Here is a 26,179-nt window from a genome sequence, read left to right as displayed (position 1 = left end):
CATCATTTTTTGAAGAGTATGCTGTCGAACTCTCCCGTTTTCATGAGATCCTTTATCTCGCTGCTGACTCTTATCTTTCCGTTCGGCCCAGCCCTTACTCCCAATATCAGCGCGTCAACCTCGGAATTTGATGCTTCAGCCAGTATTGATTCCTTCAGATCGCTGCTTGTGCCTCCCTTTTTCATTGTTATATTCCCACCGAAGTTCTCCACGATCTCGTTCATGTAATCGAATATATAGCTGAATTTATGGGTTGGATTCTGATCGAATGCCCTTAGGTCGGAGAATATGACCTTCGCCCCTGTGACCTTCTTCAGGAAAAGTCCGAAGGCCACAGATCCACGGGTGTTAACGGATTCGCTAAGGGGAATGTATATGGTCTTGTAGGGGAAATTCTGCGTCTTGACGGACACCAGTGCCGTTGGTATGTTCGATCTCTTTATCACATAGTTAGATACAGGTCCAGACGTTATCCGCGTTATTATGGATCTCTTCTCAGAAGCTATTATGACCATGTCGTAGGAATGCCTGTTCAGTTCCTCAACTAGGGCAGATTTAACGTCTGAACTCGTCAGAATCTTCGGTATCACCTTTATGTTGTTGTTCAACCCTTCTTTATAAGCATTTGTAACCACAGTTATCTTATTGGTCCACATCATGTCCTTTGCCTGATCCCTGACAGTTATGGCGGTTATCTCAGAACCCATCGCAGTTGCAAAGGAAAAGGCAATATGGAGTACCCTCCTGGAACTTCTTCCCTCGGCCATCGGTACAGCGATCCTCTCGAATTTCAGCAGATAAGGTCTGGGAATCTCGAACATTACCACTAATACGAGTGCATGATATATAATCTTTTTGGAATTTTATGGATAGGGCTGTTTTAATAATTCAAAGATGTATATTTAAAATATACTTGAAATATTGGATTGAGAATAAAAAATTTATCGGAATAGATAAAATTTACATTGAGATTGGTTCTCATGTAAAACTATAAATTCGACATTATGTATTATGAACAGTTGCAGATACACACACTCAGTATAAGGCACGGGAGATCAGACGCGGAAGCAGTCAGAAGTATTCTCGGTTCGGATCAGGTTTTCGTAATAGATTACGATGCCATAGATCACCATGTGTTAAATACGGCAGAGTACACCTATCTCTCACACATGTTCGACATAGTTGTTTTGAACATGTCCGAGAGGATCAATGATGTGATCGATACAATAATGGCCGGTGCGCTTCTTGTGGTAATAGATCCGGACGTGCAAGAGAAGAGACTTCATGACTTCTTCGAAGTGACGGAGAACATTGTTATGCCGTATACAGACAGCGACTCATGCAGGACATTTTCTGATCTTGGCGGTCAGTACTTTTTCACGGATAGGGAGGTGCCATATCCGTTCAGATCAGCTTACACGACTGCGGAGATCTCTGGCGATAAATACATCAGGGTATTGGATTTCCCCAATGATCTATCTGAAATGATATTCGGATGATGCAGCTTCACTCGGGTCTTCTGCTCCATGCGCCGCCAGCCACTCGAAGGAGCTTTTTCCTTGATCCAAAGGTGTTCTCCAGCGCCATCAACTTTTCCACATTTTCATTTTCCACTGCAACATAGACATTGCTGCCCCCTGTGACTATATACGAATTCCAATACTCTTTTTTGAGAATTTTCAGATAGTTTATCAGCTTCTGCATATTTTCTTTTATGACGTTGACGCCAACCTCGCGGAGTATTGAATGGTATTCCTCGGTATCTTCCTGCGCCAGATCAAATATACCCTTGATATCGCCAGTTTTTGCATATTCCTTCATCATGTGCGCATGTTCGTCTGCGTGCTTTCTTCGTGCATCGTAGCGATCGCTCTTCACTATATTCTGGTGAATGATGTCAGAGGGATTTCTCTGATAATCAAATGCAAAGGCCACAATGGAATATCCAGAAAATGCTTCGTTTCCAAGTACTTTTTCTGTATACGCATGATATCCATCGCTCCAGGTTATGGTGAGCCCCCCAAAAAGGCTTCTTCCAGCACTTTCTGACACCATGCGGAGATCATTTTCAACGTCATGGGGGTCGAGATCCGGCTTCAAACCCATTATAGCAGCGCCGATTGAGGCTGCGCCGGCATCAGAGCTGCCGCTCAGGATCCCAAAATTGTTGGATGAATAAGATACGATCTTCGATCCAAATGCGCCTTCAAAGACGTCTGAATATCTTTCAAGCACACGCCTTACCGATCTGTTTTCATCCATTGATTCAACTCCATTGAAGAATATGTGCATGCTTTCGTCTCGGTATATTTTGGTCTCAGACCTTATGGATCCACATGAATCGCTGTAGGCGATCCCGGCGGATGTGTGTAGTGGCGTTCTTGTCAAGGGGTTTGCTATTCCGCCCAGCAGAACAACACCGATCGTTGGATATGCAGTCGATCCTATTGACCTGTATGTCATCATAATACAGGCAACTTTTACCGGTTATTCTTTTTTGCGGAATGTCAGCTTATCTGGCAAGAGTTTAATAATCCGGATTTGAATCATCTGCGGTGTATATCTCATACAGCCCTCTTCGCATAACGTTTGGCGGTGGTGGAACCGATGTTGAGCCATTTCTATCAAAATACGGTGGTGCTGTTGTCAATGCGACCATAGATAGAGGGGTATCTGTTCGTTATATAGAGGACGGATATCAGCTCGAATTATCTTCAAGGGATTTCGTGAGAAGCTATATAGTGAACATGCATAGACCGGTGAGCGTCACAAAGATGATGGCGGACTTCCTAAGCGATTCAGGTATACGTACAGGTCGTGTGATAATGTCCGGCGATGCTCCGCCCGGATCCGGTCTTGGTTCCTCCAGCGCAGCAGTCTCAGCGCTCATGAACCTTGTTAATACCGTAATCGGAAGAAATGTTGATAGGGAGACGCTGGCTGAGGAATCGTATAGACTTGAGAGGGATCATTTCCATGTTCTTCTTGGGAAGCAGGATCCCTATGCCATAGCTTTTGGCGGCTTCAAGTACATGGAATTTGACCGTGACGGAATGAAGAAGGAAGATCTAGGTCGTTATGATGATTTCGCGAATGAACTAGAGCGGAGAATACTCCTGGTTTACACTGGAAAAACAAGACAGAGCTCAGAGGTTTTGATGGAGCAGGTTAAAGCGTCCGAGATGGGTGACGAGGAAACGGACAGGAAACTTCTCGAGATGAAGGATGTGGCAAGGAAGCTGAGGGATTCTGTGGTCAACAATGATATGGAGGAGTTTGCCCATCAGATAAACCGGGGATGGGAGATAAAGAAATCTTTGGGTTCCAGGATAACAAACGATCGTATCGATAGGATCATAGGCATGGCGCTCTCTGGTGGAGCAGACGCGGCAAGGCTTATGGGCGGAGGTTCTCAGGGTTTTGTCCTCGTCATGTGCAGGCCGGAAAATCTGAACAGTCTTCAGAAGAGGCTCATGAGAATATCGAATTTCGTGGTCCGAACATCATTTGACAAGTCAGGAACAAGGATGATACGCTGAGATAGGACATATCATAAGATTGGGTTCGTAATTGTTTCGGTAGGTTGCCAACAAACATGGGCAAACTTATATAATGCCGGATTGATTAGGGGTAAAGTCAAGGGGAATTCAATGTCATCCATTGGTCTATATCAGGCTGTACGCAACGAGTGGAAAAGTTTAAAGAAATCTGAAATCTACGATTTAGAGAAGAAGAGGATGATAGAGTGGAGGCATGGTCCGGCCATAGTCAGAGTGGATCATCCGACGCGTGTTGACCGTGCCAGATCTCTTGGATACAAGAGCAAGGATGGATTCATAGTTGTCAGATCACGCGTTAGGCGTGGCGGAAGCAACAGAGAAAAGATAATGGGCGGCAGGAGACCAAGACGATTAGCCTACAACAAGCTCACGAGGAAGAAGAGCCTCAAGCTGATAGCGGAGGAGAGAGCAGCGGACAAATACCCGAATATGGAAGTCCTGAATTCCTATTATGTTGGTGAGGATGGGCTTTACAAATACTTTGAGGTCATACTGGTCGACAGATCCCATCCCAACGTGTACAATGACATGCACATATCATGGATATCTGAACCGCAGAATAAGGGTCGTGTTTATAGGGGTCTTACCTCTGCTGGTTACAAGGTGAGAGGCCTCAGGACTGGTAGGAAGGGTTCCAGCAAGAGCAGGCCTTCCATAAGGTCAAACGGCAGGTTAAGAAGATAATTTGCCGCGGTGGCCCAGCGGTACGGCGCCAGCCTTGAGAGCTGGTTCCCTTGTGGATCGGGAGTTCGAATCTCCCCCGCGGCGCTTTATATTTTAATTATTCCGATCAAGAAGATAAAGTTCAATTGCTGTTTCAATGCGATATGGATATGCGCTTTTAAAGAGGAGTTACGAGCTTGCTGGAAGCTGTAAGTCCCAACAGCTTCAGCCATGCGATGTACAGCTCCTCTGATTGAAATATTTATATGCATTATATAATATTTATAAGCGATTGTCAGCCACTCCTCGCTAAAGCTTCGGAGCTTGTTGCTAGTCCCCCCTCCACCCCTGAGTGGAGTTTCATCGAACCGCAGCGATCGGCTGGCTGACATCAGCCTGAAGTACCCAGATGTACCGGGCACTTCGATGTTCCTTGAGGCGTTTAAAACCGCATGGAGTTCGAAGCCGCACATGTCGTGTCTCTTGCGTTCTGAACAAGCGCTGATGGTAGCTTAGATACCCTTCCCCGATTATATTCAAAAATAATAATCAAGTCCCTCCGGGTTTTTACAAATATATGAAAAGAAGAGTTTAGAATATTAGTGAAGTATTTCTGAGACCTGATGTTTATGCCGATATACAGAGGATCACGCATCAAGATCCCTTGATACATCCTCAAGGCTTCTTCCGGCAGCTTCAGGTATCATGAATATCATTATTATAGAGAGTATGGCGATCATGGCATACGCCAGGACCATGGCAGAAAGTCCGAATTTCGTCAGAAGTATTGGAAAAGCGGTCAAACCAATAGCGTCTGCCGTTCTGTCTAGGCCAACAGTCATACCCTGAGATGTTGTTCTGACCTTTGTTGGTGTTATCTCAGGAGTCACCATGGCACCGCCTATTATGGATGCCGGACCGGTGGCTGAAAACAGATAGTTCATTATGTAGAAGGTGAAGCCTAGAATGGCAGCCTTTCCTATGAGGCCCGTTGTTGTGACGTCAGATGCCAGAGCCGAAAATATGAACGACTTCGAGAGCAGGAGCGAATACATGAGAAGCCACAAGAACACGCCTGCATAACCAACTATGATAAGTTTTCTCCTTCCAACGCGGTCTATGAGCAGTGCAGATATTATTGCACCCGGTATACCGGCAAAGATCTCAGCATAGTATGTGAAGGTTATTGGTGTAAGGCCCAGATTGTATGCAATCGTTATAGGTCCGTATATGGCGAAGGTAGTAGAATACATGTCGTATAGTATCCAGAGCACCGCAGAAACGATTATGAGCATTATTGATGCGCGGAGCCTGGCCATAAAAGGCTTCCTGTCTATATCAACCTTTATTGAAGATCCTGTTTCAGCTTCTATTCTCGCGATCTCCTCATCATTTCCTCTGACTCTGGCTTCGAATCTTGGCGTTTCTGGGATCTTTCTTCTTAGATAAATGACGAGAAGCGCAGGAACTCCGCCGAAGGCAAGGACGAAGTGCCAGACCATATCCGGCGGCATGTACATTAATGAGATCTGATCAACAAATGCCACCAGCATGGCCCCGAAAGCCGCCATTATGGGGAAAGTCATTATCATGAGCTTGCCGCGATCCCTTGTATCAGCGTTTTCGGCCATAATCACGGGAGAAAGCACATAGTCTCCGCCTATTCCAAAACCCAGTATTGATCGAAATATGACAAGTTCGTAGAAGTTAGTGGTGAAAATCTGCAGAAAGGAACCAGCGACTATGAACGCAAGATCAATGCCGTACATTGGCTTCCTGCCGATCCTATCTGCAATAAAGCCAAACAGAAAGGCGCCTAATGCAGCACCGATGAACGATGCGGATGTCATGAAGGAGGCCTGAATGGGGTTGAGCCTTAGCGATGCTGAGACAAGATAGTATATAAGCGAGATGGCATAGAGATTGTATGAATCAGAAAATATGCCTATTCCGCTTACAATGACGCTCTTTATTTGGAAGAGTGTGATTCTGCGAGAGTCGAGTTCGTCAAACATCAACATGTGATTTCCGCTGAATATAAAAATATTTGAGTAATTACTCATAATAGAGTAGTATATTTCAATTATTCGAATTTCATGATAAAAGAAATCTTTATTATTCGTCTGATTATAGTGGCTGGAGGAGATAATATGCAACAGGGCCAAATGGCTTACGATAGAGCAATTACGGTATTTTCACCTGATGGCAGACTGTTTCAAGTTGAGTATGCAAGGGAGGCTGTTAAGAAAGGTTCCACTGCACTTGGTATGAAATTCGCTAACGGCGTGATACTGATATCAGACAAGAAGATAAGAAGCAGACTTATAGAGCAGAATTCCCTGGAGAAGATACAGCTTATAGATGATTATGTCGCCGCAGTGACCTCTGGTCTTGTGGCCGATGCCAGAGTGCTGGTTGATTTTGCGAGGATCAGCGCGCAGCAGGAGAAGGTTACATATGGATCCCTCGTGAATATAGAGAATCTGGTGAAGAGGGTGGCAGATCAGATGCAACAGTATACCCAGTATGGCGGCGTGAGGCCATACGGCGTATCACTGATATTTGCCGGCATAGATCAGATAGGCCCGAGGCTTTTCGACTGTGATCCTGCTGGCACCATCAATGAATACAAGGCAACCGCGATCGGTGCAGGAAAGGATGCAGTAGTAAGCTATCTGGAGAGGGAATACAAGGAAAACCTCAGCGAAAAGGAGGCTGTAACGCTGGGAATAAAGGCGCTGAAATCATCCCTGGAAGAGGGAGAGGAGCTGAAGGCACCGGAAATAGCATCCATAACGGTCGGCTCAAAATACAGGATATATGATCAGGAGGAGGTTAAAAAATTCCTCTGATGTGATATATTTTTATTTTTAAAGGAATTCACCAAGCATGGTTAAGGTTGAAGACGCCATCGTAGCCCGTCTTGAGTCGCATGGATACCATTTTGAGATTCTTGTCGATCCGGATGCGATAGAACGTATTAGAAAAGGCAATATTGACATAGAGAACGATCTTGCATTCCCTGAAGTATACAAGGATGTCAGAAAGGGTGAAAAGGCAAGCGAAGAATCCCTTAAAGAGGCGTTCAAAACCACTGACATAGCGCAGGTGGCTATCGAGATAGTCAAGAAGGGACAGATACAGCTGACCACTGAGCAGAGGAGAGAGATGTACGATGAGCGTCGGAAACAGATCGTTAACCTGATAGCGCGTGAAGGCATAAATCCACAGACCAATACACCACATACACCGTACAGAATATCGCAGGCGATGGATGAGGCAAAGGTCAAGATAGATCCATTCAAACCTGCCGAGGAACAGGTTCAGGGTGTTTTGAAGGCCATAATGCCCATCATTCCGATCAGGCTCGAAAAGGCAAAAATAGCTGTCAGGCTTATAGGCGATGCCTACGGCAAACTGTATGGAGAACTTGCAAAATCAGGCTACATAGTCAAGGAGGAATGGGGCAAGGATGGCTCGTGGATGGGCGTACTTGAGGTTCCGGCTGGAATACAGGGTGATATAATAGAGAACCTATCCCGGAGAGGAGGAGATAAGGTACAGATAAAGATCATAAAACAATAAACGAAAGTATATTATGAAAATTACAATAGAGTTTCAAAACTAAAGAGAAGGTGTACTAATTGGGAGACGTTAAAAAAATAGTGCTGCCCGGAGATCCGATCGATGTTCAGGGGAAGATGAGAAACGGAGTATACAGGGGGCAGGACAACAGGTATTATTCCGAGTATTTCGGAACACTTCAGGTCAATGAACAGTTTGTGGACGTCGTGCCGTTCTCGGGACAGTATATCCCCAGGAAGGGCGATAAGGTAATAGGCAAGGTTATAGAGGTCGGGCCATCCACATGGACCGTCGATATAAATTCGCCCTACTTTGCCATGCTTCACATGAACGACACGCCTTGGCGTATGTCCTCGGGGGATCTGAAGAGATATCTGAACTCAGGCGATTACATCTATGCCAAAATAATGAGTGTCAACGAGATCAAGGAAAGCTGGCTTACCCTTAAGGAGCCTGGTCTGAAGAAACTTGAAGGTGGGCACATGGTTCTAATACATGCCTCGCGCGTGCCCAGAGTCATAGGAAAAGGTGGCGGCATGGTGAACATGGTAAAGGAGCTTACAGCCACGCGCATAATAATCGGGCAGAATGGGCTCATATGGATCGATGGTCCCATAGAGGGCGTGACGATGGCCATAGCCGCAATAGAGATGATAGAAAGAGAGGCCCATACTGAAGGTCTCACTGCACGTGTAGAGAGTTTTTTGAAGGAACTGAAAGGTGAAAAGAATGGAAGCCAACAAGATAAAGCTGATCAATGAAGATAATCTGAGATTGGACGGCAGATCCTTTAACGAGCTGCGTCCCATAAAGATACAGGCTGGAATCCTAAACAGGGCAGATGGATCTGCTTACATAGAGTGGGGAGGAAATAAGATAATGGTTGGTGTATACGGTCCAAAAGAGGCCTATCCGAAGCACTCGCAGGATATAGATCACGCCATAGTCAAGGCTAGGTATAACATGGCGGCTTTTTCCGTTGACGAGAGGAAGAGGCCCGGCCCAGATAGGAGAACTATGGAGATATCGAAGGTGATATCAGAGGCGCTCAGCTCTGCAATAATGATTGAGCAGTTTCCAAGAGCTGAGATAGATGTGTACATCGAAGTGCTTCAGGCAGATGCCGGTACAAGGATAGCAGGCCTCACAGCTGCAACGGTGGCTCTTGCCGATGCTGGAGTACCCATGCGGGATATGGTTGTTGGATGCACAGCCGGAAAGGTTGACGGTCACATGGTCCTGGATCTCTCAAAGGAGGAGGATAACTTTGGAGAGGCTGATATACCCATAGCCATAATGCCAAAGACAGGGGAGATTGTCCTTATGCAGATGGATGGGGATGTCACAGAGGATGAACTGTACCAGGCCATGGATATGATATTCGAGGCAACCAAGAGAATATCTCAGCTTCAGAGAGAGGCACTGCTCAACAAGTATAAGATACAGGATATAGGAGAAGGTGAGTGATTATGGTTAAGGAATCAGCTGAAATCCTGTCGGAGATAAGAAAGAACTACATACTCAGCACCATGAAGGGCGGCAAGAGGATCGATGGAAGGTTGCCGGATGAGTTCAGAGAACTGACGATCATAGAGAATTATATACCCAGAGCCAACGGATCTGCATATGTGGCACTGGGAAATACACGCGTTGTGGCGGGAGTAAAGATAGAATCAGGAGAGCCATTCCCTGATACACCGGATCAGGGTGTGCTCACCACGAACGTTGAGCTTCTACCCATAGCCTTCCCAAGCTTTGAAGCCGGCCCTCCAAACGACCTGGCCATAGAGGTCTCCAGGGTCGTTGACAGGGGAATAAGGGAAAGCAAGATGATAAGCCCAGATAAGCTGGTGATAGAGGAGGGCAAGAAGGTGTGGATAGTCTTTCTGGACATAAACGTCCTGGACTATGACGGGAACCTGATCGATGCGAGCACGATCGCAGCGGTGGCAGCTCTGCGCAACGCAGTGGTTCCAGCATCTAAGGAGGGCGGCGAGGACTTCAAGCTACCTGTGTCGAATATCCCCATATCCGTAACGATGGTAAAAATAGGTGATACGCTTGTCTGCGATCCTAGTTTGGAAGAGGACCAGATATGCGGTGGCAGGATAACTGTCACCACGACCGAGGACAACCATATAAGGGCGATGCAAAAAGGTGAAATAGGAGCTTTCACTGTCGAAGATGTTAAAAAAGCTGTCAAGATGTCTCTCGAAGTTGGTAAAAAATTGAGGGAGAAATACTTCAGGTGATGATCATGTCAAAGAGAACGGTCAAGGTAGGCGTCGCAGGAAGATTCGGGCCAAGATACGGTGTGACGATAAGAAAGGAATGGAGCGAGATATACAAGCAGAAGATTGCAGTTTACACCTGCCCATCCTGCAAGAAGAAGAGGGTCAAACGCGTTGCATCCGGTATATGGCAGTGCAGGCACTGCGGTTATAAGTTTGCCGGCGGATCCTATACACCGGCCTATGAGATAAAAGTGGTAGAGGGATGACCGAGTATAAATGTGTCAGATGCGGCAGGCCTCTGGAAAAAACCATGGGATCGGCTGAGATCGAGTGTGAATGCGGATCCAGGGTTTTCGTTAAGGAGAGGCCCAGCATCGAAAAGACGATAAAAGCAAGATAGACCATGTTCCATCTCGCGGAACTGGCCAGCTATAATATCTGCAGCAGATGCGCTGGTAGGATCTTCGCCTACCATGGGCATGGCCTGACAAACGTGGAAAGAGGCCGTTATCTGCAGTTTGCGATTGGCTGCGAACTTGGAAATCCTGATTTTTCTTTCTGCGACGAAGATAAATGCAAATTATGCCATGGTATTTTTAAAAAATTTGATGATATTTACAGTCTTGTGATGAAAAAGGTGGGCGATGCACAGTTCAGCACCTTTCTCGTCGGATCGGTATTCCCTGAAGATACTATGATGATGGAAGAAGAGATGCAGAGGAAATTCGGTTCGTCTGGCGAAAGCATAAAGAAGGAATTCAACAGGGAGTTCGGCAAGTTTTTCTCGATGAAGACAGGCACGGAATACAGGCAGGACGATCCTGATCTCTCTATCCTTGTCAATGCAGAGTATCTCTTTGTGGAGATAAAGCTGAGAAGCATTTACGTATATGGAAAATACAGGAAGTTCAGGAGGGATATGCCACAGACCAGATGGATACACAGACCAGACGGCGATACTGTGGAGAGCATCATAGGTTCCGTCATGATCAGGCATTCCGGAGGCACAAATTATTATCTCCATGGATCTGGAAGGGAGGATGTGGACGTCAGGATGCTTGGAAACGGGAGAGAATTTGTGCTTGAACTGGAGAATCCAGCACGAAGGGAATTTGATCTGGATCAGGTGGCCAGAGAAGTGAATGAGTACCATAGGGGTATAGAAATATTCGATCTTTCATTCTCCGACAAGGATACAGTTTCAAGAATAAAACTTGAAAATCACAAAAAGGTGTATGATGCACTCATCGTTTCCGACGGTTTAATAGATGAAGAGAGGATCAGAAAGGCATGCGCCGAACTCAACGGAAAAAATATTTATCAGAGAACACCATTAAGAGTTGCCCAGCGCAGATCTGATCTGATAAGGACAAGACGCATAGATAGCATCGATCTCGTTGGAGTATCTGGAAATGAAGCGGAGATAATCATTTCGGCTGATGCCGGAACGTATATCAAGGAACTCGTGAGCGGGGATGATGGGCGAACAAAGCCGTCTTTGAGCGAGATGTACGGTGCGCCGCTGAATGTGAAGGAGCTGGATGTGATAAAGATCTGCAGAGGTGAAGATTAATGGTTAAGATGTCGCATGGTCCGAGATCCGGATCACGAAGGAAGCTGACAAGATCGGCAGAAGAAAGGAAAAGATCACTGATCGGTAGGTTCATGCAGGAATTCGAACCCGGTGATCGCGTAGCAATAGATATAGAGCCATCCGTTCATTCTGGTATGCCATACCACAGGTTCCAGGGATACACCGGTATCGTTGAGGGAGAACAGGGTGATTGCTACAAGGTTGCGGTGAAGGTAGACAGCCTTACAAAATATGTGATTGCTTCGCCGGTTCACCTCAAAAAGATTAAAGGATGATCATGGAGAAGAGATACATCAGCATACCTGAGGTAATAGACCTTTTATCGAGTAGGGAAGGACTTACGGATCTCGAAAAGGAAAATTTGAGCTATGCGGAAAAATTTGCCAAAATAGATCCGAAGGAGGTAAAGAAGGTCAAAGAGGATATTCTATCGATAGTGGATATTCCTGAGAAGGCTTTGGTGAAGATTCTTGACCTGAAGCCGGAAACTCCCGGCGAACTCACCGCCATTCTGTCGACCTATGGCGTGATGATAACCGACGAAAATTTAAATGCCCTTACCGACTACCTTAAGAAGCTAAGGTTCTGAAGGGAGTGATCTTTTGGAAGAGTATGCATATGTTCTGGATTATTTACCTCAGGGTAGACCTGATGACAGGTCATACAGATCCAGCCCTGTTGTTCTCGCCATAGGTGAGACAGAATTCAAACTTCTAGAGCTGATCCCAAAACCAAACGAGATCATAACTGTGGGCGAGAAGGTTTACATTGGCAAGAATCCTGAGATGAGGAAAAAGATACTCTCTGTCAGAAGGCGCATAATGTATAAGGACCTCACGAGCGCCGCGCAGAGCGAACTGCCCTATGTGCTTGAGGATATAGTCTCGAAGCAGGAGGGCAGGTTCATAGAGTTTTTCAACAAGGCGGAGCCTATCAATGCCAGGCTTCATAGTCTTGAGCTTTTACCCGGTCTGGGTAATAAGACGATGTGGGCAATACTCGAAGAAAGAAAAAAGAAACCTTTTACTTCATTTGCCGATCTCACAGAAAGGGTGAAGAGCATCCACAATCCACAGAAGATGATCGTGAACAGGATCATCGATGAGCTGAAGGATAGATTCGAAAAATACAAGCTCTTTGTTGCAAAATGAGGTACAGCAAAAGGATGGGGCAGGTCTTCCTGCAGAGCAGGCGTATCGCCAGCTATGAGGTTGATCTGCTTGGAGAACCCGGAACGGTTCTTGAGATAGGCCCAGGTCATGGCGTACTGACCAAGATTTTGGTTGAACGTGGGTTTAACGTCACGGCCGTGGAGAAGGATCGTTATATATACGGCGAACTGCAGGCTCTAAAGGCAAACAATCTGAATCTGATAAATATGGATTTTCTTGATATGGCCCCTGGATCCTACGACTACATAATCGGCAACATCCCATACAGCATATCTTCACCGATAATATTCAAGATCTATGAATTCAACTTTAAAAGATCAGTCATAATGGTGCAGAAGGAATTCGCTGAAAAGATAGCATTGCCTGACGACATGTCAAGACTCTATGTCAACGCTTATGTCAGATACAGGATCGAACTGAAGAGATATGTAAGCAAGAGAAATTTCAATCCACAGCCGGAAGTGGATTCTGCCATACTCGTACTGGAAAAGAAAAAATACGAAGAGCCATATCCAATGGACTTTCTGGACGGTGTTCTTATAGAAATGTTCTCAAAGAAGAGGAAAAAATTATCGAATATTTTTGATGTTTATCCGCCTGGAATGGGAGATAAGAGACCATCAAATCTCACTGTTTCTGAGATTCTTGATCTTGTCCGGCTGTTATATGAGTCCGGCTTTTCAACACGTCGTTGATGCCGAACATTGAAAACGTGGAACCAGCAACCGGAACCTCCGAAGGCACCATGATCATGGATGATTTACCCTCGAGGCCAACCTCGTATATGATCTGCATCCACCTCAACTGAAGCCCTATCGGATTTTCCACATATTGGCGAGAAGCCTCAACCATCTTCTGCGCTGCCTCCACCTCAGCCTGAGCAAGCGTAACTCTTGATCTGCGTTCCCTCTCGGCAGAAGCCTGTCTGGACATGGCCTCCTGAAGCTGCGATGGGACGAGCACGTCCCTGATCTCAACCGATGCGACCTTGACGCCCCAGGCCTCAGTCTTCTGATCTATGATCTCTCTGGCCGTTTCACCTATCTTTTCCCTCTCAGACAGAAGTTCATCGAACATGGACTTTCCTATGACCTCCCTAAGAGTGGTCTGCGCAGCATAATTTGTACCCACTGAATAGTTCTCTATGTTCAGCACAGCCTTCTGCGGATCGACCACCTGATAGTACATTATTGCATCTACATTTACAGGCACATTATCTCTGGTAAACGTTGCCTCCGTCTTAAACTGAACAGGCTGAATACGGGTTGAAACATACATTCCTTTACTGACTATGGGCGTTATGAATATTATCCCCGGGCCCCTGATACCTGTATACCTGCCCAGAGTCAAAACTATGGCTCTTTCCCACTCCTTGAGGACATGAATTCCGGAAAGGAGTATTATCAATGCTATTATGATTATTATGATCAGTAATATGTCTAATCCGGTCATGTGTTAGTATATTAAATGTAATATATAGACTTTCGTAATTTTTCAAAGATAATATAAACATTCATAGTATGCCCAGGCTCAAATTTATTAATACATTTATTATTCAGACGTTAAGGGGCCGTGGGGTAGCTTGGTATCCTACGGGCTTTGGGAGCCTGAGACTCCGGTTCAAATCCGGACGGCCCCATAAATAATTCGTTGAGAGGAGAAAGCAGTAAAGTAATGAAACCAAGAAGGAGATATAATATTATGTCATCATGAAAATTGAACGGTATTAGGATCGAATTCACACATCATGGATATGCTGTGTGTTTAAGAGTTATGATTAAGAAGAATCATGGCGTCCTCTCTTCAGGATTCTCTGCAATAGATAAGAGATTTACCGATGATATGGTCAAGGGATTTCCAGTAATACATTCAGATATTGTATTTGAAGGCCCTGGCTATGAGGCCATGTTTGGATGGTTCCAAGTAATATCGCACGATGTGGGCGGTGGTGAGACCGATTTTTCAGTTGACATTGCAAAACAATTCCAGGAATTCTCAAATCCATTCTGTTATTATGGATATAAACCAGAATTTTATGATGCACCTAGCATGAATGATCCACGTATCATAAGATGGAACGCATATACCTTTCTTTGTCCTCTGGCACTATCAAACACTGAAGAATATAGGATGATCATACCATTAGCAGGCTTCAAATGGGGATACGCAATGTCAAGAGGAAGACCCTCCAGCATTATGAATCCAGTGCCTGCCAGCAGAGACGATTGGAATTTAGTTCGAATGAAAGTCTATTCACAATATCCGCAATGGCAATTTATGGATATGTCCAATATGAATCTTTGAAAATATAAAACAATGGATTAGATCGGATAAGAGTATTCATCATAAAAGAGGCTATAAGTCCTGTGTAATGATAATGTAAAAATTGAAAAGATAAGTTCGTGTCCGTGCCATTCTCGATCTGAAAATTCTTGTACAAGATCAGTATATCTTAGTCAGATGAAGACCTGGAGTGGGCATATAATCTTTGACGATAAATTCGAATGGAGCAAACTAGAAAAGGCTTTTCCCGATATTTATTCTATGGTTGTTGAAAATAAGAAAAACCCCGAGGATCAGCAGTTCGATCAGGTTATGCTTCAGTTGAATTTGGAGGAGATGCATAAGAACAAAAAGCCTCTGGGTTATATCAAGGACGATGCAAAGTATAAGCTGGTTTTTCCACTCGACAGGAAGGAAATGATACTTTATCGTGGTGTCGTGAGCGATGAAGTAAGGGAAAAAACAGAAGAAATAGAGAAAATATTGAAATCCAAAAAGATAAGATATACGGTGGATTACGACAAGATGATCCTGTATCAGATCAAGAAGGCTAAGAAATAAAGCCGTATAATTCGATAGAGTTAAATATTCATTTCTGATCTTGAGGAGGATCGCTGATGGCGTCAGATAGGAAAACTGAGGGTTTTCAGTCCGGTGCTGGACTTATTAGATACTTTGAGGAGGAAGAGATAAAGGGTCCTGCACTTGATCCGAAGCTGGTTGTGTATATGGGTATAGCCGTTGCGATCATAGTTGAACTGGCAAAAATATTCTGGCCACCATGATCATGTCTTTGTCCATAGTAACAATCAGTATACGTCTTTGAAAATTTTCATCTTGGATTTTGAAAAGATATGGACGATCATTGTCATCCTTCCATATACGAAATTAATATTGGTCAATCAAAAATTTAGAATTTGTTCATATTTATTCTTACTTTGAAGTGGAAGAGAGATCTGAAAGAATGCTCTCCTCACCCTGGCTCAGATTCAGTTTGTCATTAATGAGATTTCTCAGCGTATCATTCTTCTGATAGATCAGGCTATAGAACCAGAGATAATCCATTGTTCTCTCTGCGCTCATGTGAACCAGAAGTCCAAGCTTAAGTGCGAGAGAAGTCATGTTATGCCTCTTTTCCTTTGTTCTCGACATCTGGCTGATGTAAGACGGGCTTTGATATTTGACGTATTCATGCCTCATGTTCTCTATGTAGTATGCCACTCCACCAGCTATTTCCATTGGAAATGCCATTAGCTCATAATGTCTCTTTCTTTCCATTGCCCACAGTATGTGATCAGCATAAGATATCAGATCATAGGCAGATGCAAGATCTTTCATATCCGCGGTCTTCATCGGCAAATTTTCATCTATCCAGCTTACATAATATGAATCATCGATATCAGATCCATAGATCGATCTAAGTGTTTCATCGTAATTTCTCTTGAAGGCCTTATCTACCATGTAATAAACTATCTCAGGTACATCCCTCGCACTCTGATCACTTATGTTTGTACCGGACACAGCGGAAGCCTCGAGATCATTTATCATGCTACGTATGTCAGGCATGTTTCTATCTATTATTCTGTCAACAACCTGATCTGGAAGTGTATATCCCTCATTCTTCAGTATGAACAGCAATCTTGCCTTTATGTTTCTGCGGAATTCATTGTAATTCCTATCGAGTCTTCTGGCGTACTGTTTCATCTCTATCACAAGGGAATTCGATACAACATCAGACGCATAGTTCTTCTTTCTGAATTCAAAGATATCATTCATCGTTATTACGATCGGATTCGCTGAATTCTTTATTATTCTGGAAAGTTCGTATATGCCTCCGGTATCGCCGCCTCTCTCGAACATGTTGTCTGCTTCATCTATCAGAATCACCTTTGATGGCCTCCTCTCTGAGTCCACGAAAAGATCGCCGTAGAGAGAGGCCATGAGTGCGGTACTCTTCATGCTGTCTCTATTTCTCTGATCAGATGCGTTCATCTCCACCACGGGAACACCCAGTGTACCCGCTATGGCATAGGCTGTTGTTGTCTTGCCGGTACCCTGAGATCCATAGAGTATCAGCGATCTCTTCTTCGGTATGCCCTCTTTCCAGGACTCTATCCAGTCTATTATCTGCTTTCTTATTTCAGAATTAAGTATCAGATCATCTATATTCCTGGGTCTATATTTATCTGCCCACGACATCAGGATACCTTCGATCCGGGTTTTACCTCGCCATCAACTGTCAGCAGTTTCACTCCTTCTTCGTTATCCACTGCCAGAAGCATACCCTGACTTTCAAGGCCCATGAACTTTGCTGGTTTTAAATTGTTCAGTATTATTATCGTCTTACCCACAAGATCTGATGGATTGTAGTAATCTGCTATGCTGGATATTATCTGCTTCTGCTCTCCCCCAAGATCGACGATCAGACGAAGCAGGCTTCTGGATTTTTCCACCTTTTCAGCAGAAACAACCTTAACGGCCCTTATATCGAGCTGTCTGAAATAATTGATATCTATTTCCATTGTGCCCCTAATTTATTATCAATCTTAATTTTTGCTATGGCATATATGAGGCATATAGCATCAAGATAAATATCATCTATCAGCATTATTTAGAACAATCATATTAATATTGTAATAATTGAACTGCCAGTCTATACGTTTCATGTCGAATCAACATTCGGCAATTCTATATACAACCTGATGTTAGCATGATCATGGATATTGAACTAAGAGAGAAGATAGCAGGAGAAATAACGCTTTCTGATTCTCCAGCTGAGACGATCAGGAAATGGCGGGAAGAGTTTAAGATATCCCAGCATGAGCTTTCCAATTTTCTTCACCAGTCTCCATCGGTCATAAGTGATTATGAAACCGGAAGAAGAAAGTTCCCGAGCATCGCCTCTGTGAGGAAGATAGTCGACGCTCTGATAACGATAGATGAACGGAGAGGCGGCTACATCATAAAGAAATACAAGAGTGGGGTGCCTTCAGAGGCACTTATCGATATAAAGGATTATGATAGGGACGTTCCACTGGAGAAGGCGATAAGGACCATAAATGGAACAAATGTATCGCATGTATCGATAGACCGCGATATACGCGGATACACGATAGTGGATGGCGTAAAGGCGATACTTGCCTTTTCTTATTATGAATACAGCAGACTATACGGTTGGTCATCGGAGAGAGCCATATTTTTCACGGACGTAAAATTCGGAAGGAGCCCAATGATAGCCATTAGAGTGCATCCACTGAAGCCGGCAGCCGTAGTTTACATACAGCCAGATAACGTGGATGATCTTGCCATAAAACTTGCAGATATTGAAAATATTCCGCTATTGGTTACTAACATGAGCCCGGAGGCCGTCTCCCACGTAATGGGACAGCTCAGATAGGGCTTCGCCATTATGTAATCATGAACATGAAAAACATGCATTTTTAGGTTATGCTGTATTTAACTAAATATGATACCACATGCACTCACCGTTGCGGGTTCAGATAGCGGTGGTGGCGCTGGGATTCAGGCGGATCTCAAAACATTCAACTCGCTCTCCGTATTTGGAATGTCCGTTATAGTTGCACTCACGGCACAGAACTCATATGAGGTATCCGGAATAATGCCTGTGCCACCAGATTTTGTGAAGCTGCAGTTTGAGACCGTTGCCAAGGACATAAGGGTAGATGGATCCAAAACAGGCATGCTCTTCTCATCCGAAATTATAGAGGTAGTGGCGAAGGAATTTTCTGAATTCGGCGTACCGGTTATAGTCGTTGATCCTGTGATGGTTTCCAAGAGTAATGCCAGGCTTCTGAGGGAGGATGCAATAGAGACGCTCATAAAGAAGCTTCTTCCAATATCAACCATGGTCACACCAAACATACCCGAGGCTGAGATTCTCTCTGGCATCAGCATAAGAGATTCAAACGATATGTATTCTGCAGCAGATAAGATCTACAATGAAACAGGATCTCATGTCTTAGTGAAGGGAGGGCATCTTCAATCAGCGCCTCTGGATGTGCTGTATGATGGAAGCTCTTTCCATGAATTCCCGGGTTCAAGGATTAGAACAAAGAACACGCATGGAACTGGAGATACTCTTTCTTCAGCCATAGTTTCATACATGATCAGGGGCTACAGTGAAATAGAGGCGGTTCGTATGGCAAAGGAATATGTTGAAGGGGCCATAAGAAATTCATTTGAAACAGGACAGGGATACGGTTCACTGTGTCACTGGTGGCAGTACGGGTCAAAATGAAACATCTTTCAGTTGAGGCATTGGATATTTCTACCTAAGCGATATGAACGATGACTTATTCGAGCATTCAATAATTTTTATCCATTCTTATTTATTCATATCGCGAGATTAGATAATGATACGTGGCAACATGTCATATATTTAAGCGCGAGGATATCGATCTGCTCGCATCCATCAGCTTCCTTACGTACTCTGTTTTCGGCTTCCTGAATATGGAATAAGTATCACCGTCTTCTATGATATTCCCATGATCAAAGGCGATGACATGATCGCAGAGATATGCTACTCTGTCTAGATTGTGATCTATGTAGATTACAGTGCTTCCTTTCAGATATTTTTTCATGACGGAGAAGAGCACCATGCTGTTGGGTGGGTCTATCATGGAGAATGGCTCATCAAGTATCAGAACATCAGGGCGTTGCGCCACTACCATTGCAAATGCCAGTCTCTGACGCTGTCCTCCAGACAGCTTTTCTACCTCCATGTTTCCGAATCTTTCAGGATCAAGCCCGACGGTGTAAAGTAAATTTTCCATTATATGCCGATCTGATACTATCTTCGATACGCTTTCTATATACCAATCCACGGAATTCAGAGGGTTAAGAAATTTGAAGGTATCCTGAAAGATATTTCTTATACTTTTGTTTGAATGGCCTGCGGGTTTTCCGAAATAAAGCAGAGATCCAGAATCAGGTTTATCAAAACCAGCAAGAATATTCGCAAGGGTCGTCTTTCCAGATCCGGATGCGCCTATTATTCCATATATTACTCCGGATATGAAATCATAGGAAAAATTCTTTATTATATCCCTTCTCTTCCACCTCATCATCGAAGCTCTATCAAGATATGTTTTGTTTATGCCTTCTGCCGAAATGGCTATCTCTTCCAAATGACGCACCTCACGGACCTTGACTGATATTGAAACATATTTACCGGTGATCTACACTCGTCACGGACATGCGGGCAATAGTTCAAGAATGGGCATCCACCATCACCGCATTCAGAGATGAATCGGAATGAGGTGAGATTTTTGGTGTTCAACGAAGGCCTTCTCCTGAGAATCATCTGGGTATAGGGATGAAGCGGATCACGGGCAAGATCATCTGCCGAAGAATATTCCAAGATCATACCGCACATCATGACGTATATGAAATCGGAAACATAGGTTATCACCTCGGGCGAAGTTCCGGATATGATAAATGATATGTGGTAGTCATGCGCCATTCTCTTAACAATATTCAGAAATTCAAGCGCCTCAACGCTGTCGAGAGAGGTGGTGGGCTCATCCATCATTATAAGGCTGGGGCGCATCATGATCGCCATCAGAAGGACGGAAAGGTGTCTCTCCCCCTGACTGAGAAATTGTGGTTTCTTTTTTAACATGGTGACGTCCTTTCCCATCATGTTAAGATACTGATCCAGAAGATCTTGATCCATTACTATATTCCTCTGCTTCAATACCTTCCCGATCTGATCAATCACGTTGCTTATGGTATCAAGAGAATCGGCTGCTGACTGCGGTACATAGACGAAATTTGGCATTCTTCTGTTCAGAACATCGATGTAGTATCCGCCATTCCATGTCAATTCTCCGTTCCCATGCTTAAGGCCTGCGTTCAAGACCTTAAGCAGCGTTGTCTTACCACATCCAGTTATACCCAGAATTCCATATATACGCCCTTCATGGACGCTGATATTTATATCTCTCAATGAAAAATCAGGATAGGAAAAATTAAGATGTCTTGCATCCAATATGATATTTTCATTTTGCATCGAGTTCCTCTTCTCTTATCAGGTTGATGCGTCTTCCCGCATTTTCTACCACATCGGGATGCTTTCTGGAAAGCCACATTATGTAGAACACCATGAATATTATGTATACGGCCACGGCCGCAACCGCCTGAGTTATTGGAAATACCGGTGGCACAACAGATTCATACAGTACGAATATGAAAACCGCAGTGGCAATAGCCGGTAGTATATAGTGTTCAATTGGATGCGTTATCTTGTGGAAGCCGAAATGGGTCTCCTTTAGCCTTCTGAAGAGCGTCATCACGCTCGTGTTCAGCATCAGGTGAACGGATATCAGACCAACAAGAGCCATCGTAGAGAGCAGATCGAAGGAGTCTTCAAGTATGTTATCAATATTCTGCAAATTCCTGCCGCTTATCAGGTAAAACGGCCCGAATCCCATTGCAATTTCCACAAGAAACGGTGCTAGCAGGCTCATAACGACAGAAATGAACGCAATGAAGATCAGCGAGACGTATGGCGTTCCGAATCTTTTGCTTATCTTTGCAAATGCCTGAGGTATTACCCGGTCGCGTGCCATGGAGAAGTACACTCTACCCGCGTTAGCCTGCATGGCCACCGCATCGGAAAACGCGGAGTTGAAGGCGGTAAGAGATAGGAGCAGTCCGCCAATTATACCTGCATACAGTGTTGCGACGATGACACCAGGGATCTCAGCATTAGCAAAGGAGGCCATGTTGTTTACGCCCCATCCGACTGTGAGCGCATATGCAACCTCAGTGAGCACAGCTCCCACTATCAGCAGCCCCAACACAAGCGATCTGGTTATTGAGCTCTTTACCCTCACCTCTTCTCCCAGTGGTGCAGATCCACCATAGCCTATGAAGCTGGTGAGACCGAAGATCATCCCAAGTCCAAGCCCGGCGAATGGACCGCCATACGGTCTGAACTCAGCATTATATGATGACCAGGCAAATGGATCGAACACCTTGAGCGTATTGTCCGGAGCGTGCATTATTATTATGATACCAAGTATCGCAAGGAATGCAACCTCATAGGCAGCTGCATATCTGACGTATTTCATCTGCGGTCTTATCCCTGCTATGGCCAGTATTATGGGTGCAACTATGAATATAGCCACAAATGGAAGCCATATCCATACTGGTAGCACTATATGGAAGAAGTATTGAACCACGCCTGGAAGCAGAATACCAGCTACGTACACCGGAATCGCCGCAGTGCTTACACCCTGATAGAGGACGTAAAGAAAGCCTGAGAGAATGGCACTCTTGGAACCAAGTGCCGTTGAAATGTAGCCGTAATAACCTCCTGCACTGGCATGATGCTTGGAAAGGTGGTAGAGCGTGTTTACCTCGAGATACATCGTAAGCGTTGCTATGAGAAAGGCCAGAGGGGTCAATACAAATGCGAACATGGCGGCGGACGTCATGAAGGCCACAGTATCACAGGCCGGTGCCATCGCAGATATTTCCTCAGCTATAGCACCCCATGTGCCAACATCTCCGTGCAATCTAATTGCTGTATCGTTTGCGGTTCCATCAATGCCATTCATTGTGCCAGTTATCTTTTAATATTATTTAGTATTTACTGAATACTAAAATTATTAGCATATTGCTAATAATTCAGACAACCGTTTTATCATGGTCTGCAATGTACAGACATGGAACCACCAGGAAAGCTCGATAGGGAATTCTTCACATCAAGGATACTGTCCAGAACTGGTGCAAGGCATGATGTAGACGTTGTTCCGCCAGCGAACGGCGTAGATGTGGGCATAATAAGGATCGGCGATGGCAGGGTTCTCTCGATTACGACGGATCCATTCTATTTCGATCCCATATTCGGTTATGAGGATTCCGCCTGGTTTGCATACCATATCCTGGCATCGGACCTACTGACGTCTGGGGCAAATCCTGATTACATGACCGTGGATCTTAATTTACCGCTTTCCATGACCGACGATGAAATCGAAAGAATGTGGTCAGCATTCACCAGTGAAGCATCAAAATTCGGCACATCTATCATAACGGGCCATACCGCAAGGTATGCTGGAACATCGTTTCCCATGATAGGCGGTATAACAGCCATGGGATTCATAGGCGAAGATGAGTACGTGACAAGCTCAATGGCGGAGCCGGGAGACAGAATAGTGCTGACCAAGTCGCCGGGGATTGAGGCTGCAGCTCTGCTAACAAGGTTGTTCCCGGAAACCATAAAATCCAGACTTGGGGAGGATTCTTACTCATATGGCTTCGGTCTGTTCAGGAAATTAACGACGGTCTACGAAAGTAAGGTTGCCAGAAATGTCGGTCTCAGAAGTAGGGTAACGGCAATGCACGACGTGACTGAAGGAGGCCTTCTCGGTGCACTTTTCGAGATTGCAGATTCATCTGGTAATGGCATCAGAGTATATGAGGAAAGCATACATGTAGACGATTATATAGATGACTTATGTTCAATCTTCGGAATAGATCCCCTGAAGGCGATCAGTGAGGGCGCGCTCCTCATGACCGTAAGGGAAAATTTTGCACAGGATCTGATCTCTGCATTGAAGGGTGAGGGGATCGAAGCAAGCATCATCGGTGAGATGACTGATGATAAAAAGGAGAGGATACTCACAGGCAAGGAGAAGAAGCTGATCGGTCCGCCGGAGAAGGACCCGTTCTGGGCTGCTGTTGAATACGGTATGAAGAAGGGCTGGAAATGAGGGATAAAAGCAAGAAACTGAGCGGTCTATACCTCGTCACTCAGGATTATTTCGGTGAGGAATTCTACAGGATAATAGAGGAAGCCATAATTGGTGGTGTAGATATAGTTCAATACAGGGATAAAACTAATCCAATGGAGCTAAGGAGGAATGTTGCCAGAAAGGTCAAGGATATATGTTCAAGGTATGATATACCATTCTTCATAGATGATGACGTTAGTCTTGCAATCGAGATAGATTCTGATGGCGTTCACATAGGTAAGGATGACATGCCGTTGCCGGAGGCCAGAAGGCTTTTCAGCGGTTTCATAGGTTATTCAACATATGGTGACAGAGAGATGGCCATATACGCTGAGCAGAACGGAGCCGATTATGTGGCGTTCGGACCATTCTTTCACACAGGAACAAAGAAGGATGCAGGTATTTACGATATTGGCGTCCTGAAGGATATTCACAGATACGTTGACATACCCGTGTTCGTAATAGGCGGTATCAGCAGATCGAACGTCTCTGCATTCTCTGGATATGATATTGATGGAATCGCAGTGGTGTCAGCCATTTTTTCATCTCCAGATCCCAGGTCTGCAGCTAGAGATCTGAAGGAGGCGTTTCAAAACTCGGTGATACGATCTAGCAGATCCGATGATCGAACCAATTAGAAATGCTTATATAGAAGTTTATTTTTACTCCATTGGATAGCCATGATAGCTGGACAACCTATATTCATTCTTAAGGAAGGTACTAAGAGAGAAAGCGGAAAAGACGCAATGAAGGAGAATATCGAAGCTGCAATTGCAATTTCAAATTCTGTCAGATCTAGTCTTGGCCCGAGGGGTATGGACAAGATGCTCGTAGACTCGCTCGGTGATATCGTCATCACCAACGATGGTGTAACGATACTAAAGGAGATGGACGTCGAGCACCCAGCCGCCAAGATGATGGTTGAGGTATCAAAGACGCAGGATTCATTCGTTGGTGATGGTACAACCACCGCCGTGATCATAGCGGGCGGCCTGCTCCAGCAGGCTCAGGGTCTGATAAATCAGAACGTTCACCCGACAGTTATATCAGAAGGATACAGGATGGCCTCTGAAGAGGCAAAGAGGGTGATCGATGAGGTATCGACAAAGATCGATAAGGATGAAAAGGCGCTCCTCATCAAGATGGCACAGACCTCACTGAACAGCAAGAGCGCATCAGTGGCCAAGGACAAGCTGGCTGAGATATCGTACGAGGCAGTCAAATCCGTAGCTGAGCTAAGGGACGGAAAATACTATGTGGACTTCGACAACATACAGGTAGTCAAGAAACAGGGTGGCGCAATAGATGACACACAGCTCATAAACGGTATAATAGTCGACAAGGAGAAGGTCCACCCAGGAATGCCTGATGTTGTGAAGGATGCCAAGATAGCACTGCTCGACGCACCTCTCGAGATAAAGAAGCCGGAGTTCGACACAAACCTCAGAATAGAGGACCCATCAATGATTCAGAAGTTCCTGGCTCAGGAAGAGAACATGCTCAGGGAGATGGTCGATAAGATCAAATCAGTTGGCGCAAACGTTGTGATTACCCAGAAGGGAATAGATGACATGGCACAGCACTATCTCTCAAGAGCCGGCATATACGCTGTACGCAGGGTAAAGAAGAGCGATATGGACAAGCTCGCCAAGGCAACGGGTGCATCCATAGTTTCAACCATAGATGAGATATCATCATCCGATCTCGGTTCAGCAGAGAAGGTGGAGCAGGTCAAGGTTGGCGAGGACTACATGACCTTCGTCACAGGCTGCAAGAATCCAAAGGCTGTGAGCATACTGGTAAGGGGAGAGACTGAACATGTCGTTGATGAGATGGAGAGATCCATTACCGACTCTCTGCACGTTGTGGCGAGCGCCCTCGAGGATGGAGCTTACACCGCAGGCGGAGGTGCAACGGCCGCAGAGATAGCTTTCAGGCTTAGATCATATGCGCAGAAGATAGGCGGAAGGCAGCAGCTTGCCATAGAGAAATTTGCAGATGCCATCGAGGAGATACCTAGGGCTCTGGCTGAGAACGCTGGACTTGACCCAATAGACATACTGCTGAAGCTCAGAGCGGAGCACGCCAAGGGTAACAAGACCTACGGTATCAACGTCTTCACCGGAGAGATAGAGGACATGGTGAAGAACGGCGTAATAGAGCCGATAAGGGTCGGAAAGCAGGCCATAGAGTCTGCCACAGAGGCCGCCATAATGATACTGCGCATAGATGATGTTATAGCGACCAAGTCAAGCGGTTCGTCAAGCAATCCGTCAAAGAGCGGAAGCGGCAGCAGTGAGTCATCCGAAGACTGAAAATCTTTAAGATA

32 protein-coding genes and 2 tRNA genes are annotated in these 26,179 nt (G+C 45.0%); 25 read left to right on the top strand and 9 right to left on the bottom strand.

Going from position 1 to position 26,179, the window contains the following annotated elements; genetic code table 11:
• Positions 1–2: 2 nt before the first annotated feature.
• A complete protein-coding gene (locus DMB44_RS07685; protein WP_110642429.1) occupies positions 3–821 on the bottom strand; it encodes a universal stress protein in 819 nt (272 codons plus the stop codon).
• Positions 822–1,019: 198 nt separating this feature from the next.
• Here DMB44_RS07685 and DMB44_RS07680 point away from each other — a divergent pair, with 198 nt between their 5' ends.
• A complete protein-coding gene (locus DMB44_RS07680; protein ID WP_153280195.1) occupies positions 1,020–1,499 on the top strand; it encodes a hypothetical protein in 480 nt (159 codons plus the stop codon).
• A 7-nt stretch (positions 1,500–1,506) separates the two neighbouring features.
• Here the strand turns inward: DMB44_RS07680 and DMB44_RS07675 are convergent, their stop codons facing one another.
• Positions 1,507–2,466: a mevalonate-3-kinase gene (locus DMB44_RS07675; protein ID WP_237265365.1), complete on the bottom strand. Its 960-nt coding sequence runs from the start codon at positions 2,464–2,466 to the stop codon at positions 1,507–1,509.
• Between the two features lie 89 nt (positions 2,467–2,555).
• Between DMB44_RS07675 and DMB44_RS07670 the strand changes: the two genes are divergently transcribed.
• The 3 genes from DMB44_RS07670 (at position 2,556) to DMB44_RS07660 (ending at position 4,328) form a co-directional block, all read left to right on the top strand.
• Positions 2,556–3,539, top strand: a complete 984-nt coding sequence (locus DMB44_RS07670; RefSeq protein ID WP_110642425.1) for a kinase — start codon at positions 2,556–2,558, stop codon at positions 3,537–3,539.
• Between the two features lie 120 nt (positions 3,540–3,659).
• Positions 3,660–4,244, top strand: a complete 585-nt coding sequence (locus tag DMB44_RS07665; protein ID WP_110642527.1) for a 50S ribosomal protein L15e — start codon at positions 3,660–3,662, stop codon at positions 4,242–4,244.
• A gap of 3 nt (positions 4,245–4,247) precedes the next feature.
• A tRNA-Ser gene (locus tag DMB44_RS07660) sits at positions 4,248–4,328 on the top strand.
• Between the two features lie 542 nt (positions 4,329–4,870).
• Here DMB44_RS07660 and DMB44_RS07650 read toward each other — a convergent pair.
• Positions 4,871–6,238: an MFS transporter gene (locus DMB44_RS07650; protein WP_110642421.1), complete on the bottom strand. Its 1,368-nt coding sequence runs from the start codon at positions 6,236–6,238 to the stop codon at positions 4,871–4,873.
• A 135-nt stretch (positions 6,239–6,373) separates the two neighbouring features.
• On the opposite strand from DMB44_RS07650, the gene psmA reads away from it, so the two are divergent.
• Genes psmA through DMB44_RS07590 form a run of 12 tightly spaced genes read left to right on the top strand, consistent with a single transcriptional unit; the run spans position 6,374 to position 13,503 of the window.
• Positions 6,374–7,075, top strand: a complete 702-nt coding sequence (gene psmA, locus DMB44_RS07645) for an archaeal proteasome endopeptidase complex subunit alpha (protein WP_110642525.1) — start codon at positions 6,374–6,376, stop codon at positions 7,073–7,075.
• A gap of 37 nt (positions 7,076–7,112) precedes the next feature.
• On the top strand, positions 7,113–7,808 hold the full coding sequence (locus DMB44_RS07640) for a ribosome assembly factor SBDS (RefSeq protein ID WP_110642419.1): 696 nt from the start codon (positions 7,113–7,115) through the stop codon (positions 7,806–7,808).
• Between the two features lie 59 nt (positions 7,809–7,867).
• Positions 7,868–8,569, top strand: coding sequence for an exosome complex RNA-binding protein Rrp4 (rrp4, locus tag DMB44_RS07635; protein ID WP_110642417.1), 702 nt, complete (start codon positions 7,868–7,870; stop codon positions 8,567–8,569).
• The gene (gene rrp41 / locus DMB44_RS07630) at positions 8,538–9,275 is read left to right on the top strand and encodes an exosome complex exonuclease Rrp41 (protein ID WP_369907629.1); all 738 of its coding nucleotides are present in this window, start codon (positions 8,538–8,540) and stop codon (positions 9,273–9,275) included. The genes rrp4 and rrp41 overlap by 32 nt, the downstream gene beginning before the upstream one ends.
• 2 nt (positions 9,276–9,277) lie before the next feature.
• Complete coding sequence (gene rrp42 / locus DMB44_RS07625) at positions 9,278–10,060, top strand: exosome complex protein Rrp42 (protein ID WP_110642413.1); 783 nt, start codon at positions 9,278–9,280, stop codon at positions 10,058–10,060.
• A gap of 5 nt (positions 10,061–10,065) precedes the next feature.
• Positions 10,066–10,308 (top strand): 50S ribosomal protein L37ae, encoded by a 243-nt coding sequence (locus tag DMB44_RS07620; protein WP_110642523.1) that lies wholly within the window; start codon positions 10,066–10,068, stop codon positions 10,306–10,308.
• Complete coding sequence (locus DMB44_RS07615) at positions 10,305–10,442, top strand: DNA-directed RNA polymerase subunit P (RefSeq protein ID WP_010901701.1); 138 nt, start codon at positions 10,305–10,307, stop codon at positions 10,440–10,442. Before DMB44_RS07620 ends, DMB44_RS07615 begins: the two co-directional genes overlap by 4 nt.
• 3 nt (positions 10,443–10,445) lie before the next feature.
• A complete protein-coding gene (locus tag DMB44_RS07610) occupies positions 10,446–11,615 on the top strand; it encodes a tRNA pseudouridine(54/55) synthase Pus10 (protein ID WP_110642411.1) in 1,170 nt (389 codons plus the stop codon).
• Positions 11,615–11,911 carry a 50S ribosomal protein L21e gene (locus DMB44_RS07605; protein ID WP_110642409.1) on the top strand — a complete coding sequence of 99 codons (297 nt, stop codon included), beginning with the start codon at positions 11,615–11,617 and terminating at the stop codon, positions 11,909–11,911. The genes DMB44_RS07610 and DMB44_RS07605 overlap by 1 nt, the downstream gene beginning before the upstream one ends.
• 2 nt (positions 11,912–11,913) lie before the next feature.
• A complete protein-coding gene (locus tag DMB44_RS07600; RefSeq protein ID WP_237265364.1) occupies positions 11,914–12,225 on the top strand; it encodes an RNA polymerase Rpb4 family protein in 312 nt (103 codons plus the stop codon).
• Between the two features lie 13 nt (positions 12,226–12,238).
• Positions 12,239–12,787 (top strand): DUF655 domain-containing protein, encoded by a 549-nt coding sequence (locus DMB44_RS07595; RefSeq protein WP_110642405.1) that lies wholly within the window; start codon positions 12,239–12,241, stop codon positions 12,785–12,787.
• A complete protein-coding gene (locus DMB44_RS07590) occupies positions 12,784–13,503 on the top strand; it encodes an rRNA adenine dimethyltransferase family protein (RefSeq protein ID WP_110642403.1) in 720 nt (239 codons plus the stop codon). Before DMB44_RS07595 ends, DMB44_RS07590 begins: the two co-directional genes overlap by 4 nt.
• Here the strand turns inward: DMB44_RS07590 and DMB44_RS07585 are convergent.
• Complete coding sequence (locus DMB44_RS07585; RefSeq protein WP_110642401.1) at positions 13,436–14,260, bottom strand: SPFH domain-containing protein; 825 nt, start codon at positions 14,258–14,260, stop codon at positions 13,436–13,438. The genes DMB44_RS07590 and DMB44_RS07585 overlap by 68 nt on opposite strands.
• A gap of 114 nt (positions 14,261–14,374) precedes the next feature.
• Here DMB44_RS07585 and DMB44_RS07580 point away from each other — a divergent pair.
• The 4 genes from DMB44_RS07580 to DMB44_RS07565 all read left to right on the top strand — a co-directional run bounded on the left by DMB44_RS07580 (position 14,375) and on the right by DMB44_RS07565 (position 15,876).
• Positions 14,375–14,447: transfer RNA gene (locus DMB44_RS07580), tRNA-Pro, on the top strand.
• Positions 14,448–14,524: 77 nt separating this feature from the next.
• Positions 14,525–15,112 carry a hypothetical protein gene (locus DMB44_RS07575; protein ID WP_153280194.1) on the top strand — a complete coding sequence of 196 codons (588 nt, stop codon included), beginning with the start codon at positions 14,525–14,527 and terminating at the stop codon, positions 15,110–15,112.
• 156 nt (positions 15,113–15,268) lie between these two features.
• A complete protein-coding gene (locus DMB44_RS07570) occupies positions 15,269–15,652 on the top strand; it encodes a hypothetical protein (protein ID WP_110642397.1) in 384 nt (127 codons plus the stop codon).
• Positions 15,653–15,708: 56 nt separating this feature from the next.
• Entirely contained in the window at positions 15,709–15,876 is a 168-nt protein-coding gene (locus DMB44_RS07565) for a preprotein translocase subunit Sec61beta (RefSeq protein WP_110642395.1), read from the top strand.
• Positions 15,877–16,024: 148 nt separating this feature from the next.
• On the opposite strand, the gene DMB44_RS07560 is transcribed toward DMB44_RS07565, so the two are convergent.
• On the bottom strand, positions 16,025–17,290 hold the full coding sequence (locus DMB44_RS07560) for a replication factor C large subunit (protein WP_237265363.1): 1,266 nt from the start codon (positions 17,288–17,290) through the stop codon (positions 16,025–16,027).
• Entirely contained in the window at positions 17,290–17,613 is a 324-nt protein-coding gene (gene metG / locus DMB44_RS07555) for a methionine--tRNA ligase subunit beta (RefSeq protein ID WP_110642391.1), read from the bottom strand. The genes DMB44_RS07560 and metG overlap by 1 nt, the downstream gene beginning before the upstream one ends.
• 194 nt (positions 17,614–17,807) lie before the next feature.
• On the opposite strand from metG, the gene DMB44_RS07550 reads away from it, so the two are divergent.
• Together DMB44_RS07550 and thiD are read left to right on the top strand one after the other, a co-directional pair.
• Entirely contained in the window at positions 17,808–18,488 is a 681-nt protein-coding gene (locus DMB44_RS07550; RefSeq protein ID WP_110642521.1) for a helix-turn-helix domain-containing protein, read from the top strand.
• Positions 18,489–18,557: 69 nt separating this feature from the next.
• Positions 18,558–19,349: a bifunctional hydroxymethylpyrimidine kinase/phosphomethylpyrimidine kinase gene (gene thiD, locus DMB44_RS07545; protein ID WP_110642390.1), complete on the top strand. Its 792-nt coding sequence runs from the start codon at positions 18,558–18,560 to the stop codon at positions 19,347–19,349.
• A gap of 133 nt (positions 19,350–19,482) precedes the next feature.
• Here thiD and DMB44_RS07540 read toward each other — a convergent pair whose 3' ends face one another.
• Genes DMB44_RS07540 through DMB44_RS07530 form a run of 3 tightly spaced genes read right to left on the bottom strand, consistent with a single transcriptional unit; the run spans position 19,483 to position 22,674 of the window.
• Positions 19,483–20,238, bottom strand: coding sequence for an ABC transporter ATP-binding protein (locus DMB44_RS07540; RefSeq protein ID WP_110642388.1), 756 nt, complete (start codon positions 20,236–20,238; stop codon positions 19,483–19,485).
• A complete protein-coding gene (locus tag DMB44_RS07535) occupies positions 20,226–21,122 on the bottom strand; it encodes an ATP-binding cassette domain-containing protein (protein ID WP_110642386.1) in 897 nt (298 codons plus the stop codon). Before DMB44_RS07535 ends, DMB44_RS07540 begins: the two co-directional genes overlap by 13 nt.
• Positions 21,112–22,674, bottom strand: a complete 1,563-nt coding sequence (locus DMB44_RS07530) for an APC family permease (protein WP_110642383.1) — start codon at positions 22,672–22,674, stop codon at positions 21,112–21,114. The genes DMB44_RS07535 and DMB44_RS07530 overlap by 11 nt, the downstream gene beginning before the upstream one ends.
• Positions 22,675–22,782: 108 nt before the next feature.
• Here DMB44_RS07530 and DMB44_RS07525 point away from each other — a divergent pair, with 108 nt between their 5' ends.
• From DMB44_RS07525 to thsB, 3 genes are read left to right on the top strand one after another with little or no spacing between them, the layout of a single operon-like run.
• Entirely contained in the window at positions 22,783–23,829 is a 1,047-nt protein-coding gene (locus tag DMB44_RS07525; RefSeq protein ID WP_110642381.1) for an AIR synthase family protein, read from the top strand.
• Entirely contained in the window at positions 23,826–24,488 is a 663-nt protein-coding gene (gene thiE, locus DMB44_RS07520) for a thiamine phosphate synthase (RefSeq protein WP_110642379.1), read from the top strand. The genes DMB44_RS07525 and thiE overlap by 4 nt, the downstream gene beginning before the upstream one ends.
• Positions 24,489–24,530: 42 nt before the next feature.
• Positions 24,531–26,165 (top strand): thermosome subunit beta, encoded by a 1,635-nt coding sequence (gene thsB, locus DMB44_RS07515; RefSeq protein WP_110642377.1) that lies wholly within the window; start codon positions 24,531–24,533, stop codon positions 26,163–26,165.
• The last annotated feature ends 14 nt before the right edge of the window (positions 26,166–26,179 follow it).

Source organism: Thermoplasma sp. Kam2015, assembly GCF_003205235.1.
Lineage (GTDB): Archaea > Thermoplasmatota > Thermoplasmata > Thermoplasmatales > Thermoplasmataceae > Thermoplasma.
The sequence above is the reverse complement of the archived record's forward strand: the minus strand, read 5'-3'. Positions and strand labels throughout refer to the sequence as shown.

What these genes read in the sequence shown, in the direction of transcription:
- DMB44_RS07685 (WP_110642429.1), bottom strand. Translation starts at nt 821, where the DNA reads ATGTTCGAGATTCCCAGACCTTATCTGCTGAAATTCGAGAGGATCGCT.
- DMB44_RS07535 (WP_110642386.1), bottom strand. Translation starts at nt 21,122, where the DNA reads ATGCAAAATGAAAATATCATATTGGATGCAAGACATCTTAATTTTTCC.
- thsB (WP_110642377.1), top strand. Translation starts at nt 24,531, where the DNA reads ATGATAGCTGGACAACCTATATTCATTCTTAAGGAAGGTACTAAGAGA.
- DMB44_RS07560 (WP_237265363.1), bottom strand. Translation starts at nt 17,290, where the DNA reads ATGTCGTGGGCAGATAAATATAGACCCAGGAATATAGATGATCTGATA.
- DMB44_RS07525 (WP_110642381.1), top strand. Translation starts at nt 22,783, where the DNA reads ATGGAACCACCAGGAAAGCTCGATAGGGAATTCTTCACATCAAGGATA.
- DMB44_RS07640 (WP_110642419.1), top strand. Translation starts at nt 7,113, where the DNA reads ATGGTTAAGGTTGAAGACGCCATCGTAGCCCGTCTTGAGTCGCATGGA.
- DMB44_RS07565 (WP_110642395.1), top strand. Translation starts at nt 15,709, where the DNA reads ATGGCGTCAGATAGGAAAACTGAGGGTTTTCAGTCCGGTGCTGGACTT.
- rrp41 (WP_369907629.1), top strand. Translation starts at nt 8,538, where the DNA reads ATGGAAGCCAACAAGATAAAGCTGATCAATGAAGATAATCTGAGATTG.
- DMB44_RS07530 (WP_110642383.1), bottom strand. Translation starts at nt 22,674, where the DNA reads ATGAATGGCATTGATGGAACCGCAAACGATACAGCAATTAGATTGCAC.
- DMB44_RS07615 (WP_010901701.1), top strand. Translation starts at nt 10,305, where the DNA reads ATGACCGAGTATAAATGTGTCAGATGCGGCAGGCCTCTGGAAAAAACC.
- DMB44_RS07675 (WP_237265365.1), bottom strand. Translation starts at nt 2,466, where the DNA reads ATGATGACATACAGGTCAATAGGATCGACTGCATATCCAACGATCGGT.
- rrp42 (WP_110642413.1), top strand. Translation starts at nt 9,278, where the DNA reads ATGGTTAAGGAATCAGCTGAAATCCTGTCGGAGATAAGAAAGAACTAC.
- DMB44_RS07610 (WP_110642411.1), top strand. Translation starts at nt 10,446, where the DNA reads ATGTTCCATCTCGCGGAACTGGCCAGCTATAATATCTGCAGCAGATGC.
- DMB44_RS07600 (WP_237265364.1), top strand. Translation starts at nt 11,914, where the DNA reads ATGGAGAAGAGATACATCAGCATACCTGAGGTAATAGACCTTTTATCG.
- DMB44_RS07605 (WP_110642409.1), top strand. Translation starts at nt 11,615, where the DNA reads ATGGTTAAGATGTCGCATGGTCCGAGATCCGGATCACGAAGGAAGCTG.
- psmA (WP_110642525.1), top strand. Translation starts at nt 6,374, where the DNA reads ATGCAACAGGGCCAAATGGCTTACGATAGAGCAATTACGGTATTTTCA.
- DMB44_RS07585 (WP_110642401.1), bottom strand. Translation starts at nt 14,260, where the DNA reads ATGACCGGATTAGACATATTACTGATCATAATAATCATAATAGCATTG.
- metG (WP_110642391.1), bottom strand. Translation starts at nt 17,613, where the DNA reads ATGGAAATAGATATCAATTATTTCAGACAGCTCGATATAAGGGCCGTT.
- DMB44_RS07620 (WP_110642523.1), top strand. Translation starts at nt 10,066, where the DNA reads ATGTCAAAGAGAACGGTCAAGGTAGGCGTCGCAGGAAGATTCGGGCCA.
- DMB44_RS07650 (WP_110642421.1), bottom strand. Translation starts at nt 6,238, where the DNA reads ATGTTTGACGAACTCGACTCTCGCAGAATCACACTCTTCCAAATAAAG.
- DMB44_RS07550 (WP_110642521.1), top strand. Translation starts at nt 17,808, where the DNA reads ATGGATATTGAACTAAGAGAGAAGATAGCAGGAGAAATAACGCTTTCT.
- DMB44_RS07590 (WP_110642403.1), top strand. Translation starts at nt 12,784, where the DNA reads ATGAGGTACAGCAAAAGGATGGGGCAGGTCTTCCTGCAGAGCAGGCGT.
- DMB44_RS07570 (WP_110642397.1), top strand. Translation starts at nt 15,269, where the DNA reads ATGAAGACCTGGAGTGGGCATATAATCTTTGACGATAAATTCGAATGG.
- thiD (WP_110642390.1), top strand. Translation starts at nt 18,558, where the DNA reads ATGATACCACATGCACTCACCGTTGCGGGTTCAGATAGCGGTGGTGGC.
- thiE (WP_110642379.1), top strand. Translation starts at nt 23,826, where the DNA reads ATGAGGGATAAAAGCAAGAAACTGAGCGGTCTATACCTCGTCACTCAG.